This is a genomic window from Psychrobacter sp. CX10 (assembly GCF_057621575.2).
In genome coordinates this window covers 1657765-1679961 of the sequence record NZ_CM177736.1, presented here as the reverse complement: position 1 = coordinate 1679961, position 22197 = coordinate 1657765, and the positions used below count along the sequence as shown (strand labels likewise).

At 37.5% G+C, this 22197-nt stretch carries 17 protein-coding genes and 1 tRNA gene; 9 read left to right on the top strand and 9 right to left on the bottom strand.

From position 1 onward, the window contains the following. Window positions 1–95: 95 nt before the first annotated feature. The 4 genes from AC21OH_RS06830 (at window position 96) to ispD (ending at window position 5633) form a co-directional block, all read left to right on the top strand. Window positions 96–2411, top strand: coding sequence for a heavy metal translocating P-type ATPase (locus AC21OH_RS06830; RefSeq protein ID WP_487371349.1), 2316 nt, complete (start codon window positions 96–98; stop codon window positions 2409–2411). 303 nt (window positions 2412–2714) lie between these two features. Beyond that, the gene (eno, locus tag AC21OH_RS06825) at window positions 2715–4040 is read left to right on the top strand and encodes a phosphopyruvate hydratase (RefSeq protein WP_487371348.1); all 1326 of its coding nucleotides are present in this window, start codon (window positions 2715–2717) and stop codon (window positions 4038–4040) included. A 246-nt stretch (window positions 4041–4286) separates the two neighbouring features. Beyond that, window positions 4287–4640, top strand: coding sequence for an FtsB family cell division protein (locus AC21OH_RS06820; protein ID WP_487371347.1), 354 nt, complete (start codon window positions 4287–4289; stop codon window positions 4638–4640). A 273-nt stretch (window positions 4641–4913) separates the two neighbouring features. Next, entirely contained in the window at window positions 4914–5633 is a 720-nt protein-coding gene (gene ispD / locus AC21OH_RS06815) for a 2-C-methyl-D-erythritol 4-phosphate cytidylyltransferase (RefSeq protein WP_487371346.1), read from the top strand. 92 nt (window positions 5634–5725) lie between these two features. Here ispD and AC21OH_RS06810 read toward each other — a convergent pair. The 4 genes from AC21OH_RS06810 to pyrC form a co-directional block, all read right to left on the bottom strand. Then, window positions 5726–5801, bottom strand: a tRNA-Glu gene (locus tag AC21OH_RS06810). A 328-nt stretch (window positions 5802–6129) separates the two neighbouring features. After that, window positions 6130–6264: a hypothetical protein gene (locus AC21OH_RS06805; protein WP_486534899.1), complete on the bottom strand. Its 135-nt coding sequence runs from the start codon at window positions 6262–6264 to the stop codon at window positions 6130–6132. Between the two features lie 292 nt (window positions 6265–6556). Beyond that, window positions 6557–7372 (bottom strand): ribonuclease T, encoded by an 816-nt coding sequence (rnt, locus tag AC21OH_RS06800; protein WP_487371345.1) that lies wholly within the window; start codon window positions 7370–7372, stop codon window positions 6557–6559. Between the two features lie 382 nt (window positions 7373–7754). Continuing rightward, window positions 7755–8855 (bottom strand): dihydroorotase, encoded by a 1101-nt coding sequence (gene pyrC, locus AC21OH_RS06795; protein ID WP_487371344.1) that lies wholly within the window; start codon window positions 8853–8855, stop codon window positions 7755–7757. 456 nt (window positions 8856–9311) lie between these two features. Here pyrC and AC21OH_RS06790 point away from each other — a divergent pair, with 456 nt between their 5' ends. Further along, window positions 9312–10547, top strand: a complete 1236-nt coding sequence (locus tag AC21OH_RS06790) for an argininosuccinate synthase (RefSeq protein ID WP_487371343.1) — start codon at window positions 9312–9314, stop codon at window positions 10545–10547. A gap of 176 nt (window positions 10548–10723) precedes the next feature. On the opposite strand, the gene accC is transcribed toward AC21OH_RS06790, so the two are convergent. The 3 genes from accC to AC21OH_RS06775 all read right to left on the bottom strand — a co-directional run bounded on the left by accC (window position 10724) and on the right by AC21OH_RS06775 (window position 14090). Beyond that, on the bottom strand, window positions 10724–12073 hold the full coding sequence (gene accC / locus AC21OH_RS06785) for an acetyl-CoA carboxylase biotin carboxylase subunit (protein ID WP_487371342.1): 1350 nt from the start codon (window positions 12071–12073) through the stop codon (window positions 10724–10726). Window positions 12074–12088: 15 nt separating this feature from the next. Further along, complete coding sequence (locus tag AC21OH_RS06780; RefSeq protein WP_487371341.1) at window positions 12089–12508, bottom strand: acetyl-CoA carboxylase biotin carboxyl carrier protein; 420 nt, start codon at window positions 12506–12508, stop codon at window positions 12089–12091. A 220-nt stretch (window positions 12509–12728) separates the two neighbouring features. After that, on the bottom strand, window positions 12729–14090 hold the full coding sequence (locus AC21OH_RS06775; RefSeq protein WP_487371599.1) for an MATE family efflux transporter: 1362 nt from the start codon (window positions 14088–14090) through the stop codon (window positions 12729–12731). Window positions 14091–14223: 133 nt separating this feature from the next. Here AC21OH_RS06775 and hemW point away from each other — a divergent pair, with 133 nt between their 5' ends. From hemW to AC21OH_RS06755, 4 genes are all read left to right on the top strand, one after another. Then, on the top strand, window positions 14224–15765 hold the full coding sequence (gene hemW, locus AC21OH_RS06770; protein WP_487371600.1) for a radical SAM family heme chaperone HemW: 1542 nt from the start codon (window positions 14224–14226) through the stop codon (window positions 15763–15765). A gap of 77 nt (window positions 15766–15842) precedes the next feature. Next, on the top strand, window positions 15843–17432 hold the full coding sequence (glpK, locus tag AC21OH_RS06765) for a glycerol kinase GlpK (protein WP_487371601.1): 1590 nt from the start codon (window positions 15843–15845) through the stop codon (window positions 17430–17432). Between the two features lie 189 nt (window positions 17433–17621). After that, a complete protein-coding gene (locus AC21OH_RS06760; RefSeq protein ID WP_487371602.1) occupies window positions 17622–18653 on the top strand; it encodes an endonuclease/exonuclease/phosphatase family protein in 1032 nt (343 codons plus the stop codon). A gap of 164 nt (window positions 18654–18817) precedes the next feature. Then, a complete protein-coding gene (locus AC21OH_RS06755) occupies window positions 18818–19504 on the top strand; it encodes a TetR/AcrR family transcriptional regulator (protein WP_486534908.1) in 687 nt (228 codons plus the stop codon). 360 nt (window positions 19505–19864) lie between these two features. On the opposite strand, the gene AC21OH_RS06750 is transcribed toward AC21OH_RS06755, so the two are convergent. Together AC21OH_RS06750 and coq7 are read right to left on the bottom strand one after the other, a co-directional pair. Further along, on the bottom strand, window positions 19865–20689 hold the full coding sequence (locus AC21OH_RS06750; RefSeq protein WP_487370636.1) for a tetratricopeptide repeat protein: 825 nt from the start codon (window positions 20687–20689) through the stop codon (window positions 19865–19867). 369 nt (window positions 20690–21058) lie between these two features. Continuing rightward, a complete protein-coding gene (gene coq7 / locus AC21OH_RS06745) occupies window positions 21059–21700 on the bottom strand; it encodes a 2-polyprenyl-3-methyl-6-methoxy-1,4-benzoquinone monooxygenase (protein WP_487370637.1) in 642 nt (213 codons plus the stop codon). Window positions 21701–22197 lie beyond the last annotated feature (497 nt).

Here is a 22197-nt window from a genome sequence, read left to right as displayed (position 1 = left end):
ATACAATAATAATAACGCTTATCAACGTTTCAAAAACTTTATTAAGATAGCTTATAAAAGCTTAAATTATAAATTTATCATAATCGGTTGCTTTTATGTCTGCACAGAATTCCAATAATAATCCAATTAATACTTTCGATAATACCCAGCCTACCGTAAACTATTCGACTACCCAATTTCAAGTAGATGGCATGTCGTGTCAAGCATGCGCTACTCGGATCGAAAAAGTTTTAAGTAAAAAACCTCAAGTAAGATCTGCCAGTGTGAACTATGCGGGCGAGACCTTGAATGTAACCTATGATCCCCAATTAGCAGATGCCAATCAGATCAGCGAGTGGGTTAATAAGACGGGATTCACGGCTACCGCCCTAGAAGATGACCAATTTGTTAGTCCTCAAGATACTTCCATAGATTGGCGTTTGCTGTTGATTTGGATCTGTATGATTCCATTCTTGATCGGTATGGCAGGTATGTTAGTTGGGCAGGGCATGCAATGGATGCCGCCATTGTGGATACAGTTTGTATTAGCGACCTTTGTTCAATTAGGATTATCAGGTCCATTTTACCGTAGCGCATGGGCATCTATTAAAGGTGGTCTCGCCAATATGGATGTATTGGTAGTCATAGGTACGGTTACTATTTGGGCTTATTCAACGTTTATTTGGCTTCAAAGTCTAGGGGTGAGATTTGTAGATAGTAACAGCTTTGCCTTATCTTGGTCAGATATTACCAGTCAGAGCGCAGCGCATGTTCCAGTTTATTTTGAAGCGGGAGTTATGATTATAGCGTTTGTTAAACTGGGTAAATTTTTAGAACAACGTACCAAAAAGCATAGTCTTAATAGCATCAATATGCTGCTTGAGTTAACACCAACGACAGTTGAAAGGCTCGTAAATACTAATCAACAAGAATTAGATTCTAAATATAATCATAAAGCGTTAGACTTTGAAACGGTAGATTTAAATGAAGTTACTCACGATGATGTGCTAAGAGCAAAGCAAGGTTCTCGCGTGGCTACCGATGGTATCGTTATTTCAGGAGAAGGGTGGTGCGATGAAAGCCATCTTACTGGTGAATCCGTACCCGTTAGTAAGAAAGTCGGTGATAAAGTGCTGGCAGGCGCTATGGTTGATAATGGCAGTATCAATTATAGAGTTACCGCCACAGGTAGTGAGACCCAGCTTAGTGATATGGTAAAAGCTTTAAGTGAAGCTCAAGGTAGTAAAGCTGATTTGGCACGTTTGGCGGATAAAGTTGCTGCAGTCTTTGTTCCCGTGGTTGTCTTTATTGCCTTAGTCACCTTTGGTCTCACATTATGGCTAACTGGGGCAACTGACAAAGCTATATTGCATGCCGTATCAGTATTGGTAATAGCTTGTCCTTGTGCGTTAGGTTTGGCAACACCTGCTGCTATTATGGCGGGTATGGGCGTAGCTGCTAGGCATGGCGTATGGTTTAAAGATGCACATAGTTTGGAGATGGCAGGCGGGGTTGATACCGTAGTTTTTGATAAAACAGGAACATTGACTAAAGGTAAACCGAATCTGGTTGATGCCATGATGGTGAACAAAAGTATAAATAGTGACGAGGTTCTTCAATTAGCTGCAAGCGTTGAAGTACATGCCAGTCACCCTTTAGCAACTGCTGTTGTGAACGCTGCCAACGAAAGACAATTGAGGTTGCTTCCTGCCAGTCAAATAGACGTTGTGCCTGGTATGGGAATACAGGCGCATGTACAAGACTTTGGGGAAGTCAAAGTCGGTACTGCAGAATTTGTAGGATTAAAGCTGCCTAAAAATCTGCCAAAAGTCTGGCAGGTGGCAAGTAGTGTCGCTGTTAGTGTCGATGACACGCCTTTGGGTATGTTCGCTTTAGCAGATGAATTAAAAGAAGAAAGTAAAGATGCAGTAAACGCTTTAAAAAAAGATGGTTTAGATCTGGTGTTATTAAGCGGTGATAAGCCTTCTGTGGTAGAGCAAGTTGCCAGTGATCTTGGAGTAAATGAGGCTTATGGTCACCTTAAGCCGCGTGATAAGGCACAGTGGATTGAAGCTCATCAAGCAGTAGGTCATAAAGTAGCCATGGTAGGAGATGGTGTGAATGATGCCCCTGCTATGGCAACCGCCTATGCCAGTTTTGCCATGCGTGAAGGTACAGAGGTTGCTAAACACAGTGCTTCAGCAAGACTAATGGGTGATTCAATTATGCAAGTTCATTCTGGCGTAGATATCGCCAAAGCTACTGTACGCAATATCAAACAAAATCTAATTTTTGCCTTTATTTATAATTGTTTAGGTATTCCCCTGGCTGCTTTTGGTTTATTAAACCCCATGATTGCTGCCGCAGCTATGGCTTTAAGTTCTATATCGGTATTAATGAATGCATTACGATTAACACGCTATAAAGTTTAGCGTAGCTATTTCAAGTAAAACTGTTGATACGCATCCAAGATTTATAATATATATGATATTATTAGAGCTTAATTGAATTATAAAAAAAATAGTTTTAAAAACATTTGTCATAGTTTCATATCTTATTTAATTCAACATTAGTCATAGTCTAAATTAGAGTTAAAGCGACGATCATAGGCCGTCTTACTCCTCAAACCTTGAGTAGCGAGTACTAAGGCTTAAGTTGGCTCTATACATTATTGGTTGTGACGAACTATGGTCTCACTTTATTATAAATTCCAAACTAAAAGGCTGGTAGACATTATGTACGCAGAAGATTCTAATAATTCGACAGAGATTAAAGACATTCGCGCTCGTGAAATTTTAGACTCACGAGGTAACCCTACTATTGAAGCAGACGTTTATCTAGCAGATGGTTCAATGGGCCGTGCAGCTGCTCCTAGCGGTGCATCAACTGGGTCACGTGAAGCGTTAGAATTACGTGACGGAGATAAGTCACGTTATCTTGGAAAAGGGGTTAGAAAAGCCGTCGCTAATGTGAACAGTCAAATAAGATCGGCTTTGATTGAAAAAGATGCTACCAATCAACAAGCGATTGATGATACTTTAATTGAGCTTGATGGTACTGAGAATAAAGATAGTTTGGGTGCCAACGCTATGCTTGCAGTGTCTTTAGCAACGGCTAAAGCTGCTGCTAATTCGACCGGAATGGCATTGCATCAATATATCGCCAAACTGCGTAATCAAACATCATTGACGATGCCTGTACCGATGATGAATATCATCAATGGTGGCGAGCATGCCGACAATACTGTAGATATTCAAGAATTTATGATTGAGCCAACTGGCTTTGATAGCTTCTCAGAAGCATTACGCGCGGGCGTAGAAATATTCCACAGCTTAAAATCAGTACTCAAATCTCAAGGTTTAAATACAGCAGTAGGCGATGAGGGTGGGTTTGCGCCTAATCTACGTAGTAATGAAGAAGCCATTACAGTTATTATGGAAGCCATCGAAAAGTCAGGCTATAAATCAGGTAAAGACATTCATTTAGCTTTAGACTGTGCGGCTACAGAATTTTATAAAAATGGTCAGTATGTCTTAGCTGGTGAAGGTAATAAATCCTTTGATAGCCAAGGTTTTTCAGACTATTTGGTGAAATTAACTGAACAATATCCTATTATATCAATAGAAGATGGCTTAGATGAGTCAGATTGGGAGGGCTGGGCTTATCTAACTAGTAAGTTGGGTAATAAAGTACAGCTAGTAGGAGACGATTTATTCGTGACCAATCCAAAGATATTACAAGAAGGTATCGACAAGAACATCGCTAATGCTATCTTGATTAAGTTCAATCAGATTGGTACGTTATCAGAGACTTTAGATGCGATTTATTTAGCTAAAGATAATGGATATGCTACCGTTATTTCACATCGTTCAGGTGAGACCGAAGACAGTACCATTGCTGACTTAGCGGTAGGTACCGCAGCAGGGCAGATCAAAACAGGTTCACTATGCCGCTCAGATCGCGTCGCTAAGTACAATCAGCTATTGCGTATAGAACAACAAGTACATGCAAGCTACCGCGGCGCCGATGAGTTTATTGGATTACGTAATCCAATAGCTTAATGGGTAGCGAACTTAATAGTAGATATTAGGGTTATAAATCGTTATTTAACTTTGCAATTTAAACCCATTGTATTGTGAATGAACATATATGACGGGTTTGATAATTGACTAAATTTGGCGGTTGGAGTCATATACCGCCAAAATTTAAAATTACCCTAAAGCCCTCATGATTTATTCATTTTATTCTTTATATTAATTAGCTTTCACTACTTTAGTAATACCCATGAATCCCAAATAAGTTGTCATATGAAATACTTTAGCCAATTCATATTATTTTTAGTCGCATTATCTATCCTATTAGGATTGCAGTATCAATATTGGCGAGGGGATAACGGACGCGCAGGTCTCGATGCCTTAAATATAGAAATCGAAAAACAGCAATTTGAAAATGATTTAATGATAGCTAATAACAGAATACTGCGCGCCGATGTTAACGACCTAAAAAATGGTCTAGAAGCCGTTGAAGAGCACGCACGCTTAGATTTAGGATTAATCAAACCTGGCGAGACCTTTGTGCAATTGTCGACGGCCCCAGTTACTCATACTAACCAGCCTATACACCCTCTAAATTCTGAAGATGCTATTGAAAGTATTCCCTAAGCAAAATATGATATCAAAAGTGGAAAGTAGCATATCAAGGAAAACGAGTGCAAACGCTACAAGTAGTAAGTTCAGAGAGTTTGACAAAGATAGATTGGTTTAAAAAAATCATTAACTATTTGTATCAGTTCAATACCAACCTTATGTGAGTTACTCAGCCCAATTATAATAACTTATTACTTATACTAGTTTATTACTTAAAGTATTGAGCAAATAGTATTTAGCCAATGCTATCTCAATATCTAAGAGTTTAAAATCCTAATTATGCTCACTATGCCATCATCTACATCCAACCAATCAAACTCAACTAAAGTGTTTAGCTTAATAGTAGCTGCTGGCAAAGGCAGTCGTTTTGGTTCTGATATTCCTAAACAATATACCCCTCTCCTAGGAAAGACTATATTAGAGCAAAGTGTGACCGCGCTAGCTGCAAGTGGTTATATCAATACCCTCGTATTGGTAATAGCGAGAGATGATAATGTGGCTAAAACTTTAGAGTTCTCCATTCCTATAGCTTTTACAGTTGGCGGCGCTGAACGTTGGCAATCCGTTCAAGCAGGGGTAGAAGCGGTGTTCGATGCTGGGGCAAAGCAAGATGATTTGATATTAATTCATGATGCAGCTCGACCTTGTGTAACTGCCAGTCATATTGATTCTGTTATTGAAGCTGCAATGCAGAATTCATATGGTGCTATATTGGGTGTACCAGTGGCAGATACTTTAAAAAAAGTAAACACATCAGCAGAGATTGTCAGTACCATTGATCGAAGTAGCTTATGGCAAGCTCAAACGCCTCAAGTATTTCGAGCAGGCAAGCTACGAGAGGTGTTAAGTCACGTAGAGAAGCAAGGTTTAATGATCACAGATGAGGCTAGCGCCTTTGAAGCTATGGGATATCCTATCAAAATAGTAACGGGGAATAATCAAAATCTGAAGCTGACTTATGCCGAAGACTTGAGTTTGATAGAACGCATTCTTAAAAATCAGACATAAAAAAGCCAAACTCAAGGAGTTTGGCTTTTTTTTAAGCAGTTATTTCTAACTAATTATCAATCGGATAATGCTTACTTAGATAACACGAATAGTGGTATCCCGTAGGGGATTCGAACCCCTGTTACCGCCGTGAAAGGGCGGGGTCCTAGGCCTCTAGACGAACGGGACACAGACCACTTCGACCGCTTTCACCGTTAATGTCGAAGTGGTGCGTATTTTAATGGCGGGCACTTTCGTTGTCAAGCGCTTTATAAAATAAATATGATATTTTATAAATTACTTTTTAAATAGCTATAAATTCAATATTAGAAACTATTTTCTATAGGGACTTATTAATAGTCAAAGAAATCTAAAATGGTTACAAGGCAACCGAATACAAGTACTACTATATTAGGGCGAGCGAGATTAACACCGTAACTATTTTGTATTTCACTGAGTATAGGTATTCAGGATTAGTAGGCTACGCCTACCTTGCTATTTATTAAAAATCAGCCAACTATTCATTAGAATTTTTATGACGTTTCTTTTTGATTTTGGCTTTTAAATGATGGCGAATCCAAAGGTGAGTGATTGCACTAAGCCCTATAACCACTAAAATATAACCGCCTATTGTGGCCCATATGGTATGCATAGTAATCCCTCCCTTTACAAGCAATTTAACCATTGTGTATACAGACTATTCAATAGCCCTTAGGAATACCATAGCGTATGCTACTGACTATCGCAAATGATAACTGTTAAATGTAAAGGAAAACCATAGTGTGAAAATGATTTAAAACAAGATATGTATCTGACAATCTATTTAACTAACAATTTATCTAGCTAACAATTTATCTAGCTAACAATTTATCTAGCTATAAAAATTTAGAACTAAGTTTCACGATTCTAAGTTGATAGCTCAAAGCTAAAATGGTTTATAGACCTTACCTATAATTATCCTTTGATTCTGATTTAGACTCTTCAGAATTTAGCGAGGTCGCAAGCATTGGGTATTCATTTAAAATATGACAAAGTAACTCTGCGGTCTTTTGAGTGTCATAAAGTGCAGAGTGTGCTTCTGTGCCACTAAAATCTATACCCGCAGCTTTACAAGCTCTTGCTAGAACCGTTTGACCAAAAGCTAGCGCTGAAAAACTTACGGTGTCTAATACCGAAAACTTATGAAAAGGATTGTGGTTTTTGCTGTTTGTACGCTCAATAGCTGCATTTAAAAAGGCTAAGTCAAAATGCGCATTATGACCAACTAAAATACACTGGCGGCATTCATGTTGTTTTCGTAACTCTTTTAGTTCTTTAAATATACGGCGTAGTGCAGGTTTCTCTTCTTCAGCAATAGCCTTGCGTAAAGGATTATTTGGATCTATACCCGTAAATTCCAAAGCCCGCTGCTCAAGGTTTGCGCCTTCAAAAGGTTCAATATGAGCATTAAGCGGCTCGCCTGGGTAAAATTTACCGCATTCATTCATAAGTATAGGAATGCATGCAATTTCTAACAGGGCATCTGTTGCTGAATTAAAGCCTGCGGTTTCTACATCAACAACAACAGGCAAAAACTTACGAAACCTTTCTGCGAGTTTAGTTTTCTGAGGTGCTGTTTTATCTAATGTGGGTTCATCTGCAATATGATTATATTGAGGCAGATGTTGACCCTCAGATGATTCCATCAGCTGATTGTCGCTTGAATCTTGACGTTTATGGTCATGAGATATTGAACATTGAAAGTTTGCAGATTGAGTCATAAATGTATAATCACAAGTATTAAAAGTTTAAGGCTAATTAGAGCGAGTTTTCATTCCTAACTTTTTAATTAATGGACTATAAATAACTATATTTCAGCCAAACTGTGTCTAATTTCTAGCTAATATATCTATATTATCTGCGAAATTATCCTAGTTTGACAAAAATCTATTTAATTTTTGCACATAATCCAATTGAAACACACCCTAGTTTTGATATTAAAAGTTTTATTTAAAAGTATCAGTTTAAAAGTATCAGTTTAAAAGTATTTGGTTTTTAAAAAACTTGGTTTAGATTAAAGACGCGTGTTGATCATATTACAAATGAAATTATCATTTGTTATATTCAGTTTATTTGCATATTCAGTATAAGGTGGATTAATAGCTACTTAAGTGACCAAGGTATGGTCTCGCCAGCCATCAATGGTGTGAGTGTTTGATTATCCATATAACTATAACTATCTACAATACGTGTCGGCTCATTCACCAGTGTCACCGTGGACTCATTCAATGGTAATCCATAGAATTGAGCTCCGAACTTACTAGCAAACCCTTCAAGCTGATTAATTTTACCAACGCTATCAAATGCAGTCGCATACAAGGGTAGGGCGGTAGCTGCTGAATAACAGCCAGCACAGCCGCAAGCGCTTTCTTTGGCATGGGTAGGATGAGGTGCAGAATCTGTTCCTAAAAAGAATTTGGGGTTACCACTAGTTGCGACATCTAATAATACTTTTTGATGCTTCAAACGTTTGAGTATAGGTAAACAATAAAAATGGGGTTTGATGCCACCTACTAACAAATCATTACGATTAAACAGTAAATGCTGTGGAGTGATGGTGGCAGCAATTAGTTCATTCTGCGACAGTACAAAATCAGCAGCATCACCGGTTGTAATATGTTCAACAACAATTTTTAATTCTGGAAACCGTTTTACCAAATTGCTTAATACTTGATCAATAAAAATCTTTTCTCTATCAAAAATATCAACATGAGAATCGGTAACCTCACCATGCATCAAAAGCGGTAACCCATATTTTTGCATGGTATCAAAGACATCGTATCGCCCACCTAAGTCAGTCACACCATCAGAAGAATTGGTAGTTGCACCAGCAGGATAAAGCTTGATAGCTTGAACAATACCAGACTCTGCCGCTTCTTGAATCTCCTCAGGCGTCGTTGTATCTGTCAAATATAATGTCATCCGTGGATCAAAAGATGCTTTATACGAATCATCGATACCTGATACGCTTAGGGCTTTTAAGATTCTATCTCTGTATGCTTTTGCATCCCCTACATTTTTCACAGGAGGCACAAGGTTTGGCATACACATGACTCGATTAAAACTTTGAGCAGCGTGAGGGACAGTAGTGTTTAGCGATGCGTCATCGCGCAAGTGAATGTGCCAATCATCAGGTTTGATAAGCGTGATTTCTTTAGGATGATCAGTAGTGTTTGGTTCATTTATAGTTACGTCAGTACTCATATATCTTTTGCCATTTGAGGGGTATGTAGACAGCTTATATTTTATCGTATTTATAATAACAGGTTTTGGTTTAAAATTCGGGACTATGAAGTCTCAAATGTAAGTGTTAAAAATAAAGCAAAACAATTGTTTGGTACAAGTATAGTCAAAGAACTTTAAAGTAGTCACAAGGCAACCGAGTGCAAGTACTACTGGAGTAGGCTTAACGAGGTTAACACCGTGACTCTTTATAAGTTCGCCGACTATATAACTAAGTCATCTTTTTTTGAGCACCCATATAGTGTAAACTGAAATGTTGAACAGCTCTTCACTATAGTAATATTTAAATAGCTTTAAATAACTAAAACTTAAAATAAAACAGTTTAAACAACGCGCATACGCTCTATTAAAGCTCAGTAAATGAGCTATAATAAAATTGATAGATATCAAAGATTTTTCAATATTAAAGGATGTACTATGTCGATAGAAAATAAAGAGAATATCAACAAGATTGTTCTCGCTTATTCAGGCGGTTTAGATACCTCAATCATCGCAAAATGGCTTCAAGACACGTACGATGCAGAAGTCATCACGTTTACCGCTGATATTGGTCAAGGTGAAGAAGTAGAGCCTGCCCGTGCTAAAGCAGAAGCGATGGGCATTAAAAATATTTATATTGAAGATCTACGTGCAGAATTCGCTCGTGACTATGTGTTTCCGATGTTTCGTGCCAATGCAATTTATGAAGGCGAATATTTATTAGGAACCTCTATTGCTCGTCCTTTGATTGCAAAGCGTTTGGTCGAAATCGCAAAAGAACATAACGCAGATGCGATAAGCCACGGTGCCACAGGTAAAGGTAATGATCAGGTTAGATTTGAACTTGGTGCCATTGCATTAGCGCCCGAAGTTAAAACTATTGCGCCTTGGCGTGAATGGGACTTATCAAGCCGTGAAAGTTTAATGCAATATGCAAAAGAGCATGACATTCCAATCGATTTTGCGGGCAATAAGAAAAAGTCACCATACTCTATGGACGCCAACCTGCTACATATCTCATATGAAGGGGATATCTTAGAAGATCCTTACGCTGAAGCAGAAGATGATATGTGGCGTTGGTCTGTTAGCCCAGAAGATGCGCCAGATGCGCCTGAATACTTAGAATTAGAGTACGAGAAGGGCGATATTGTTGCCATTAATAGTGAGAAGCTTGAGCCATATGAAGTCATGATTAAGCTAAATGAGCTAGGTGGTAAGCATGGTATTGGTCGTCTAGATATCGTTGAAAATCGTTATGTTGGTATGAAGTCACGTGGCTGCTATGAGACCCCAGCGGGTACTATTATGCTCAAAGCGCACCGCGGTATTGAATCTTTAACCCTCGATCGTGAAGCGGCACATCTAAAAGATGAGTTAATGCCGCGCTATGCTAAAATTATCTACAACGGCTATTGGTTCAGTCCAGAGCGTCAAATGCTTCAAGCTTTGATTGATAAGTCTCAGGAATATGTGTCTGGAACCGTACGTGTGAAGTTATATAAAGGTAATGTTAGCGTTGTTGGTCGTAAGTCACCTAATTCTTTATTCGATGAGAAAATTGCAACCTTTGAAGATGATGCAGGTGCCTATGATCAAAAAGATGCTGAAGGATTTATTCGTTTAAATGGGTTGCGTTTATCAATTGAATCCAGTAAAGGACGTGATTTATCATAAGTGTTGAATATATTTGTGTTTCCAAATAGTTTCAAATGTCTTTATAATATTAAGAAACCTATTAATTGTAATATGGATAAAAAAAGCAGAAGTAAAGAATTACTTCTGCTTTTTTTTGTCCTATAATATTGATATTAATACATAATAATCCAATAGAGTAATTGTAGGCTTAAGACTTAGGATTTAGACCTATTTAATAAACGGTTCTCAAGATAGTGAATATTCTGAGCTTTAGAAGAAAAGCTTGGATCTTTAAGTATGATATCTCTATGCAGGGGTATGTTTGTCTTGATACCAGATATAATGAGCTCATCGAGAGCATGCAACGTTTTAGCAATAGCCTGCTCACGGGTTTGACCATGACATATCAGCTTTCCTATCAGTGAGTCATAATAAGATGGTATGTCGTACCCTGGATATAAGTGAGAATCGAAACGAACGCCTGCACCATTTGGAGAAAAATATTGGGTAATAAGACCAGGTGAGGGCACAAAAGTATTTGGATCTTCGGCATTGATACGACATTCAATAGCGTGGCCATGTACATTAATATCACTTTGACGATAAGACAATCCATAACCTGCTGCAATACGTAACTGCTCTACAACAACATCGACACCAGTGACCATTTCCGTAGTGGGGTGCTCAACCTGAATTCTCGTATTCATCTCTATAAAGAAAAACTCACCATCTTCAAACAAAAACTCAAAAGTACCTGCACCGCGGTAGCCAATATTCTCACAGGCTTGAACACATGCTTGTAATATAGGTTCTCTGATATCATCAGGGATATCTGGTGCAGGCGCTTCTTCTAGAACTTTTTGATGACGACGTTGTAAAGAGCAATCTCGGTCAAATAAATGGATGGCATTTCCATTACCGTCACCCAGTATTTGAACTTCAATATGACGAGGGTTTTGTAAATATCGTTCCATATAAACTGTGTCGTCACCAAACCAAAGCTCAGCCTCTTGCTTCGCAGCTTGCACTTGTTCATTAAGCTGATCAAATCGATCAACAACACGCATACCGCGTCCACCGCCACCAGCCGCAGCTTTAATAAGTAGTGGAAAGCCAATATGTTTGGCTTGTTGTTCAGCATTATTAAGGGTGACAGGACCAATCGAACCTGGGACCGTAGGTACACCAGCTTGTTTCATGGCATTAATAGCAGAAACTTTATTCCCCATTAATCGAATATGATCAGGATGGGGGCCCACAAAGGTTATACCCGCTTCTTCAATAGTTTCAGCAAATTCAGCATTTTCTGCCAAAAATCCATAGCCAGGATGGATTGCATCACTTCCTGTAATTTCAGCAGCAGTTATAATGGTTGCGGTATTAAGATAGCTTTGATTGGCATTAGGTAAACCAATACATATGGCTTCATCAACAAAGCGCAGATGCATCAAGTTCTCGTCTGCGGTGGAGTAAACACCGACGGTCTTAATACCCAACTGCTTGCAGGCACGCACGATACGTAAAGCAATTTCTCCACGATTAGCGATGAGCAGTTTTTTAATCATCCTGTGACCTATATCTTAATTTTTATAGCGAATAATGGGTTGGCCAAATTGAACCACATCGCCATTTTCAACTAAAATAGCATCAATGATACCACTTTGAGTTGCCTCAAGAGGATTCATGATTTTCATGGCTTCAATGATACCTAAAGTATCACCAGGTTGAACTTTTTGGCCCGGCTTTACAAAAGGGGGGTCATTAGGACTTGGAGCAGCATAAAATACGCCTACCATTGGCGAGTTTTCAACCCTACCCATCGCAGCAGGTTCAATATATGGGTCGGCATTAAAATTTGAGGCGCCAGATATTATTGAAGGCATAGGTGTGTTGTAATGCCGAGTCAAACTGACACTATCTTTACCTGTAGTCACTTCCAAATTGACCAAATCTTTTTCTTCCATGAGCTCAATGAGCGTACGTATTTTGTCAATATCCATACGATTGCCTTTAAGGGAATTATTATTATTCTAGATATTGTAACAAATTTTATCGTACATTATGACTATCAAATGATGCATTTAAGTTTTAATAATAAAAACTCAATCTAATATGTTAATAACACTAAGTAAACGTTAAAAATTGTACTTATTATTAATCTATATAATCAATAAATAAGCATTCAATCTAATAATAATTCATATGATTAAAATTATTAAGTTAAATGGACTTTATTTGCTTTTGACGAATATTAAGTCTTAAAGTCAACAAAATTGAGGATAATATTAATCCTGCGACTAATGCTATCCAAAACCCTTTAGCGCCAGTATCTGTAAACCGAACCAAATAAGTACCTAGCGGTAAGGCAACTAACCAATAACAGAATAAAGTAATCCACATTGGAACCTTTGTATCCTGCATACCTCTTAATATCCCAGCGACATTTACTTGCCAGCCATCCACTAACTGATAAGCGATCGCAAACAATAAAAGCATCATGGCTTGCTGCTTAACTGCAAGATTGTCCGTAAACGTATTTGCTAAATTTTCGCGAAATAAAGCGATGCCAAGCATACTTAATAAGGCGATACAGACAGTCCAAATAAGACCAGTTCGCTGTACTTGTTGTAAGGCAAGCCAGTTTTCCTCACCAAATCTATTAGAAATCATAATGGTCAATCCCATAGACACAGACATTGGAATCATAAAAAGCTGCGAGGTCACGGCAAGCGCCACCTGATGAGAGGCAACTGCAATTTCACCCAAAGGACTAATGACGATTGAGGCTAAACTAAATAAACTTGCCTCAAAAAATATAGCTATACCAATTGGAAGCCCTAAGCGAAATAGCTTACTGATTTGTTTACGGTTAGGGCGTGAAAAGTTATAAAAAAACCGAGTTTCATCAAAAGTTTGATGTTTAGAGAAGTATAGATATAGCGCCAATAGAATAACATTAAACCAAAGCACACAAGCGGTAGCTAGCCCACAACCCGCACCGCCTAATGCGGGAAAACCGAACAGCCCATTTATAAAAATATAATTTATAGGAATGTTAATAAGTAACCCTATGATGCTTATAATCGTGACAGGCTCTGGCCTACCTAATGCTTCACAATAGCTTCTTAATACGGCATAACAGGCGATGGCTGGAAATCCCCATGCTACAAATGATAGATATTGGCCTGCCTTAGGTTGAATGTTGGTAGGCACACCCATATGGCTTAACACATTCGGTGTTAATGACACAATAATGAATCCAATAATACCAATCGCAAAGGCTGCCCATAAAGACTGCTGCGTAATATGCGGCACATCGTCATGACGTTTTTGACCCAATTTCTCACCAATAAGCGGCGTGGTAGCTATTAATATGCCAGTTGCTAATAAAAATAAAGGCAACCATATGCCTGAGCCGATGGATACAGCGGCCAAGTCTAGCGCCGACACCTTACCCGCCATTATGGCATCTACAACACCTAATGCTGCTTGCGAAAACTGAGTAATCAATATTGGGATTACTAATGTCGCAAGACGGTTACTATGGTATTTAAAATCCTTAAAAGATAAGTTTGCGAACATAATCAATATAATCTTATTTATAAGCACGTATAATAGGGGTTTAAAATCAAAAAACTAACTTTTCAAATAGTTTTAGTTCAAATAAACGCGAGACTATAACATCTATCCAGTACAAAGAGTAAGTGCTATATTTATGTCCCATTCAATTAAAGAACCCTGTATTAAAGAAGCTTGTATTATAAACCCTTGTCATAAACAACCTAGTATTGCAGACAGTATTCCACTAGCACTATATATTCACATACCGTGGTGTGTGAAAAAATGCCCATATTGTGACTTTAACTCACATAGTTTACCCACAGTCGACTCATCGAAGCATGAAGACCCCATTAGCAATTCGATAAACCTTAGTACACCTAAACGGCATGCAAATGAAGCTGTTGATAACAATAGCCTGACTAATACAACGAATGCTGACGTTGGGTTTTTCAAAAGTTATGTCAACGCACTGATAGACGATATAAATGCTCAATTGCCACTTATCCAGAATCGCCATATTAGTTCGATATTTATTGGTGGAGGCACGCCTTCATTATTACCTATAGAAGAATACAAACGCTTATTTGAACAATTAAGGTTAGTATTGCCTTTTGCAAGTGATATAGAGATTACTATGGAGGCAAACCCAGGCACTCTTGAACACGCACCATTCGAAGAGTATTTAGAAGTTGGAATCAATAGACTTTCTATAGGTGTGCAGAGTTTCGATAATGATAAGCTAACCGCTTTAGGGCGTATACATGATTCGAAGCAGGCTTATGATGCCATTGGTGCGGCGTATAGAGCAGGCTTTAGGCGAATAAATGTAGATTTAATGCATGGTTTGCCTAACCAAAATACGGATGATGCCCTTAATGATATTCAAATGGCTCATTCAGCGGGGGCCACTCATATCTCTTGGTATCAATTGACTGTCGAGCCTAATACAGTTTTTTACCGTAATACTCCAATATTGCCTGAAGATGATAGCCTTGAAGATATTGAAGCGCGGGGAAGCGCTTTGCTGACTCAATTAGGGTATACAAATTATGAAGTATCAGCATGGGTAGGTTTAGAGGACAGCCCTTGCCGTCATAATATGAACTATTGGCAATTTGGTGATTATCTCGCCATCGGTGCGGGTGCACATGGAAAAGTTACACTAGATATAAAATATATAGATGAGCTTCAGTCAACTAACATCCTACAATTATACTGCGGTTTAGATAGCAATCTTAATAGCGATATTAATGATGATAGCAATGAATATAACGTCCTAGATTCTGATGAAAATGATTATGCTAACCTGTTGAATACACAAAGTAGGAATATTCTAAATAGAGCTAAGCAAAGTAGGGATAAGCAAGGAAGAAATACACGACATAGTATATATCGTTATAGTAAGTCGCGATTACCCAAAGACTATATGAACTATGATCATTTCCCAAAAATGGTAGGTTTTAACAAAATACCTACGGCTGAGCTAACGGGCGAGTTTATGCTTAATGTACTTAGGCTGACCCAAGGTGTCCCACTTGAATTGTATAGTGAGCGAACGGGATTTCCAATGTCGCATATTGAATATGAGTTGGATTCTCTTAAGATAAAAGGATTAATTGAAAATATGTCCGATTGGATTCAGCCTACGCGTTTGGGTCGTCAATATCTAAATCAAGTATTAAAAACTTTTTTATAAGTCTATAAGTTAATTGAATATAAAGCGCTTTGATTAGTTATCTAAGACAACCCCTAATATTATAATGGAGATATGCCATGACAGGATATGTTTTAGCATTGGATCAAGGAACAACGTCAAGTCGTGCAATTATATATGATAACAACGCCCGTTCTATCCAAATTTCTCAAAAACCAACCACGCTAAGTACGCCTCGTCCTGGCTATGTTGAACAAGATGCTATGCAGATTTGGCATACCCAAATTAGCTGCGCGCAAGATGCAATCAACAGGGCAGGATTGCTCGCAACGGAAATATCTTGTATTGCCATAACTAACCAGCGTGAATCAATCGTAATCTGGGATAAAAAAACCGGTAAGCCCCTTGCACCCGCCATAATATGGCAAGACCGCCGCTCAGATCACTGGTGCCAAAAGCTTGAGCGCGAACCTTATGAAGGTCATTTTGATAATTCTCAATCTTATATTCAATCTATAACAGGCTTAAGGTTAGACCCTTATTTTAGTGCCAGTAAGATTGTTTGGATGCTAGAGAATAATCCTGATTTTCGCAGTCGAGCAAACCGCGGAGAGGTTTTGGTAGGCACCATAGATAGTTGGCTCATGTTTAATTTGACTGGCGGAGAGCATGTGATTGACATTACAAACGCTTCGAGAACCTTAATATATGACATAAATAAACTTGAATGGTCGACAGAGCTTTTGACTAAATTTAATATACCCCCTCAGATTCTACCGCGAGTTTTGCCCTCAGATGGGGACTTTGGTAAAACAGAACGAGGATTATTTGCCAAGCAAATTCCTATACATGCCGTTTTGGGAGATCAACAAGCCGCTTTATTAGGTCAAGGGTGTATCGAACAAGGCATGGCAAAAAATACCTATGGTACTGGGTGTTTTATGCTCATGAATATAGGTGGTGAGGTACAGTTAAGTCAGCATCAATTATTAACAACCGTTGGCTGGCAGCGACGCACAGTTTCAACATCTCTTTTAAAAAACCCTATTGAAAATCCATCACTAAATAAACTTGTTAAGTCGGGCAAACGTATTTTAACTCCTACCAAGCGAGAAGTTACTTATGCTCTAGAGGGTAGTGTATTTATGGCAGGGGCAATTGTACAATGGCTTCGAGACAATATAGGTCTTATAAATACCTCCGAACAGATAGAAACGTTAGCAAATACAGTCGATACTAGTGAGGGTGTCGTATTAGTGCCTGCATTTACGGGACTTGCCGCACCATATTGGCGCTCAGACATTACCGCTAATCTTACAGGTATGACTCGAGGTACTACCAAAGCTCACATTGCTAGGGCATCGCTCGAATCTATCGCTTTTCAAGTTTATGATGTTTTAGGTGCCATGCAAAAAGACAGCCCAACACCCTTAACTGAATTAAGAGTCGACGGTGGTGCTTCTAATAATAATTTGTTAATGCAGTTTCAGGCAGATTTGTTGAATGTCCCTGTATTAAGACCTAAAGATACTGAAATAACTGCCAAAGGTGCAGCACTTCTTGCGGGTATAAAAAGTGGTTTATACGATGAAGGAACGATAGAAGCTTCATGGCAACTTGAAAAAATGTTTGAACCTCAAATGCCTGTCAGTCAAAGAGACAGTCTTTTAGAAAAATGGCATCATGCTATTGAGAAAACCTTAAGATAGCTCACTTAATTTACATAAGTCGCATAACTTATTTAATGTCCATAACTTACTTAAGTTTAATATAAATCTAAAATAAATTTTTATTAAATTATGGATACTTGTCTAATATGAGTGATATAGTATTGCTTTAAAAATAAATATCTTTAGTTGTTATTTATAAAAATTTCGAGTGATAAGGGAAAATACATTGTGAAAAGTAAAAATTATCACAATCAAAAGGATGATAAAGAGTTTTATATTGCTACTAATAATCTGCTAAATCTAGCCCTTCCTGCTCGTGAATTTTATGACAACGTTCCGCCATATAGCCATGACTTCTATCAAACAAAAATCAGTGGATTACATGAATTATTAAAACATGCAAAAGCCGACATTTTCGCTTTCCAAGAAGTTTGGGATGAAAAAGCATTACAATATCTTGGTGCGAAGCTGGGCTTTGAGCCATCACAAGTATTAGCGCCTCTGGCAAGCAATGATAATACTAGCAAATTGACGCATGGGCAGGGCGCTCAAGGAACGCCTGCCTTAGGTATTATGTCAAAATTTAAGGTGATTGATTCGCATATCCTTACAGAGTTTGATCCCTTAGCTGTCATAGATATTCCCGATGAAGGTCTTTATTCCAAATTTAACAGACCACCTCTTATCGTTACATTAGATGTTTATGGTCAGCCGATTACTATCATAACTGCACATCTCAAAAGCAAACGACCCCATTATTTACGTGACGATCAAGGCAATCGTTTAGAAGATTATGATGACCCTATGTTAAGGGTCCGTGCTAAGCTTAGAAGTTTATCTATGCGCGCAGCTGAAGCTGCTGCTATCAGACTATTTATTATTAATAAATTACATCATACGCGTCACCCCTTAATATTGTTAGGGGATATGAATGATGTTACAGACAGTGTAACTACTCAGCTACTTGCAGAAACTAGTGAGGTTATCTACGATAAGTCGATGCGTGATGTTGCATTATTTGATGCAGCGCGTGTACAGACCAGTTATGGGTGGATGAAAGATGTGGCTTACACGCATTTATATCAAGGTATGCCAGAAGTAATAGATCAGCTTTTTGTTTCTGAAGAGTTTTTAGTAGACGGGAAGTATTCTATAGGAGAAGTTGAGCGAGTTGACTATTTTAATGATCATCTAAAAAGAGATTACCACAGTCGTTATTCAGATCATGGTATTGTTAGAGCAAAAATTAAAATTAATTGAACTTCTATTAAAAAATATATTAATAGTTTCTTAAATATTGTGCAATTGTTTACATTAATAAGTTATAATACATGAAATATTAGTTAATATTTATATTTAAAACAATATTTTAAGTACTTATAAACTTACGTGTTTTATCTAACCTATAACACATTGAGTGCAAAATGACGGATCATAGTAATGATCTTATTCAGGATGTTTTAGTTGATTCTGACTTAGCTAAAAGAATCCTTCCTAATAAGTTCAAACATACCAGTAAACAGGGTCGCGCTCGACGCCAAAAATTATTAATAGCCGCTAAAGACTTATGCTCTAAGCGAGATATATCAAGTATTACTTTGGCGGATGTTTGTAAAAGAGCGGGTATTCCGCGTGCCTCAGCTTATCACTTTTTTCCCAATATTGAATCCATAATTATCGCTCTACGTTTTTTAAATTATTTAGAATACTACGAATTGATTAATGCCATTGATATCCATGACTATGAAGGGTGGCAAGACTACATCGATGACTTATTAAGAATTGCTGTAAAGCGCATGAATAGCGATGGTATAAGCGCAAAGCTTATGTATGCTGCTAATTTGCCAGATTTTGAAGGACATTATTACGACGAAAAAGTCGATAAAGACATGTGTGATATGGTCTTAACAAAAATTAGATCAAAGTTTAATTTGGATGATATTGCGGATCTTGAAACGTTATTTTTAATATCATTTGGGATAGCCCATAGTGTATTAGGACTATCATATAAACAGTCGATGACTATTACAGACTATATGTTAGACGAAAGTGTGACAGCTTGCTTAGCCTATATGAAATGCTATATCCCCGAAAATCCTGCCCTAGTCTAACTTTGACATCCTCTTTAGCTATAGTAATTGCATATTTCACCCTATTAATCATCAAGCTTTCTTATATACTCTTCTATTTATTCTAAATCAACGAATATTAAACAATATAATTGAATCTAAATTTAGTTGCGATATACGACTGATATATTTACAAAGATTTGAGACCCTTTCTATTTAAAATTGGAGGCTCTAGAACAGCTTTGTATTTTTCTATATTAACTTAAAGAAAGCCATTCAAAAATGAATGGCTTTTCTTATTTTGACTTAACTCCTAGATTGAGATAATCCAGATTGAGATAAACATGATAATGCAACATGAAAGTTAAAAGCTATAATAAATTAACTCTTCTACACAAATCATTATTGATCTAAATCCCAGATATAATATTTTCCTGATTCTATAATTGCAATCTGTTTGGCAATTTGAGGATCATTAGGATGCTTTGATTGCAGTCTTTGTAAACGTGATAATGCTGCAGATTTTTTGTCACTTAGCAAATCTGCTTGAGCCAGACTTTGTTCGGCTTCCTTATGACTTTGAGAAGCAGCTTTAAGCAGATACTTTTTACCCTCTTTAAATCCGCCGCCTTCAGATAGCATCATGCCATAGATAAAGTTTGCTTCAGGATCGTTTGGACGTCTAACAATTGCTTTTGCGATAAAATTACTACCTCGCACTGCATAATCTGAACCTAAATCAAGGTTGCGTCCCATACCATTAAGCTTTGCCGCTCTAACCAATACCTCGTAAGACGCATTGGGCTGCTCAGCAACTGGGCGTAGCCATTCTTCCAATGTCATTAATTTGACTTGGGCATTATAACGTTCAGTTTTAGAATTAAAATTTGGAGGATAATGACGCGCATTAGGACTAATGTCATCAATAAACTTATCTAGAAGGCTGACATCAAGCTGATCAGAGTTAGGACTCGTAGTTTTTGGAATAATTACCGTGGGTATTAAACTTACATTGGCGACTTTCACACTAGGCGTTGGAATACCGCGAAGTGGAGAAGCAGTGATATTAGCTGCATTGCGTAATGGATCGTTTAATAGTTGCTGAGAGGTATATCTAAGCGTATTATCTGACCCCTGAGAATTTATAGCAATAGCTTGGTTACCAACAAACGCCAAACTGAGTACTATGGCACTTGACAAAAATTTATTCGAAATAAGTTTATGCATGATTAAATCCTTATTATAGTATTAAAATTATAAGTATAGAAAATTGTAAATTTTGAGATATAAATCAAAGGATATAGGTCTTAGAAAATATAAGTATTAATAAAAAATCTCGAAAATATGTAGGTGATATAAGAATACAGTTATAAAATATTTAATTTCAAAAACTAATACAATTTTAAATAAATCCAACAGTTTATATTGTACTTGGATAGTTGGATTTATATAATTTTAGATACAAAAACACATCTAAGCCTTAATAAATAGGATATGTTAGTGAATATAAATACGAATGATTTGATTTTGGTTGTCCAAAGTTTTTAAACCATCGCTTTTAAACGATAGTCTCTAAACCATAGCCAACAAAACTCCTTAAATATGATAAGCCAAATCCTTCATTATATTGGCCATCCAGCGCATCGATACTTTAACTGGTGCGGACAATAATTGACCACCATAATGAATTGCAGCTTCACGATGCTCAAGCTCTTCAATATTCATTTGAGCTAAAATCTCTTTACTACGATTATCTTGAGGGGGTAGTTGACGAATATGATCTTCTAAATGCTCACTAACTTGAGCTTCTGTTTCAGCGACAAACCCAAGACTAAATTCATCAGATATAAGTCCAGCTACCGCACCCAAACCAAAAGATAACCCGTACCAAATTGGGGTGAATACACTGGGATGACTTCCAAGCTCTTTCAAACGCGTTTCGCACCATACCAAATGATCTATTTCTTCGTCAGCAGAATGTTGCATGGCTGTTTTGACTTGGTCGTTCTTAGCAGTAAAAGCTTGTCCATGATATAAGCCTTGAGCACACACTTCACCGGTATGGTTAATACGCATTAATCCAGCGACATGTCGAGATTCGTTGATTGAGAGTTCAGGAATGTCTTCAGAACTAACAGGCAAGGGGCGAGCAGTTGGGTTTGAATGCGGAATAACAGCGCGCAAACTACTATCGAATCCTACAATTGCTCGGTCTAATATACTTAATTTTTTAGCCATAATGCCCTCAATTTAATTTGAAAGTTAAATATTATTCAAAAGTTAATTATACTGTCTGAGATAAAAACCTAATCGTTATATACTTAAAATTCCAGATAATTTTAGATGGTAATACTTTAAAATTAAATACTCTAAAATTTATATGCTTGCAGTCCTACATACCTAAAGTTTTAATGCTAAAGATTTAAATGATAAAGATCTGAATGCTAAACAAACCCTAATATTACCGATAAATTTAAAGTGTTAACACTCTTAACTGTTACTTGGTAGTAAATCATTGTCGCAAGGTATTAGAGTGCGTCATTGATTTATGTAAAATCTATAGTCAAATAAATCTAAAACGGTTAGGCAACCGAGTGCAAGTACTACTTATGTAGTCTCAGCGAGGTTAGCGCCTTAACCGTATAGTAGTTCGCTGACTATATTTCGATCTACGAAGACCCTCTTAAAATCGATACAATTAAACCAATAAAGCAATGAGGTTTGCAAAAAATTGA

Excerpts from the sequence above, each read along its gene's own strand:
- AC21OH_RS06830 (WP_487371349.1), top strand. The coding sequence starts at position 96 with ATGTCTGCACAGAATTCCAATAATAATCCAATTAATACTTTCGATAAT.
- eno (WP_487371348.1), top strand. The coding sequence starts at position 2,715 with ATGTACGCAGAAGATTCTAATAATTCGACAGAGATTAAAGACATTCGC.
- AC21OH_RS06820 (WP_487371347.1), top strand. The coding sequence starts at position 4,287 with ATGAAATACTTTAGCCAATTCATATTATTTTTAGTCGCATTATCTATC.
- ispD (WP_487371346.1), top strand. The coding sequence starts at position 4,914 with ATGCCATCATCTACATCCAACCAATCAAACTCAACTAAAGTGTTTAGC.
- AC21OH_RS06805 (WP_486534899.1), bottom strand. The coding sequence starts at position 6,264 with ATGCATACCATATGGGCCACAATAGGCGGTTATATTTTAGTGGTTATA.
- rnt (WP_487371345.1), bottom strand. The coding sequence starts at position 7,372 with ATGACTCAATCTGCAAACTTTCAATGTTCAATATCTCATGACCATAAA.
- pyrC (WP_487371344.1), bottom strand. The coding sequence starts at position 8,855 with ATGAGTACTGACGTAACTATAAATGAACCAAACACTACTGATCATCCT.
- AC21OH_RS06790 (WP_487371343.1), top strand. The coding sequence starts at position 9,312 with ATGTCGATAGAAAATAAAGAGAATATCAACAAGATTGTTCTCGCTTAT.
- accC (WP_487371342.1), bottom strand. The coding sequence starts at position 12,073 with ATGATTAAAAAACTGCTCATCGCTAATCGTGGAGAAATTGCTTTACGT.
- AC21OH_RS06780 (WP_487371341.1), bottom strand. The coding sequence starts at position 12,508 with ATGGATATTGACAAAATACGTACGCTCATTGAGCTCATGGAAGAAAAA.
- AC21OH_RS06775 (WP_487371599.1), bottom strand. The coding sequence starts at position 14,090 with ATGTTCGCAAACTTATCTTTTAAGGATTTTAAATACCATAGTAACCGT.
- hemW (WP_487371600.1), top strand. The coding sequence starts at position 14,224 with ATGTCCCATTCAATTAAAGAACCCTGTATTAAAGAAGCTTGTATTATA.
- glpK (WP_487371601.1), top strand. The coding sequence starts at position 15,843 with ATGACAGGATATGTTTTAGCATTGGATCAAGGAACAACGTCAAGTCGT.
- AC21OH_RS06755 (WP_486534908.1), top strand. The coding sequence starts at position 18,818 with ATGACGGATCATAGTAATGATCTTATTCAGGATGTTTTAGTTGATTCT.
- AC21OH_RS06750 (WP_487370636.1), bottom strand. The coding sequence starts at position 20,689 with ATGCATAAACTTATTTCGAATAAATTTTTGTCAAGTGCCATAGTACTC.
- coq7 (WP_487370637.1), bottom strand. The coding sequence starts at position 21,700 with ATGGCTAAAAAATTAAGTATATTAGACCGAGCAATTGTAGGATTCGAT.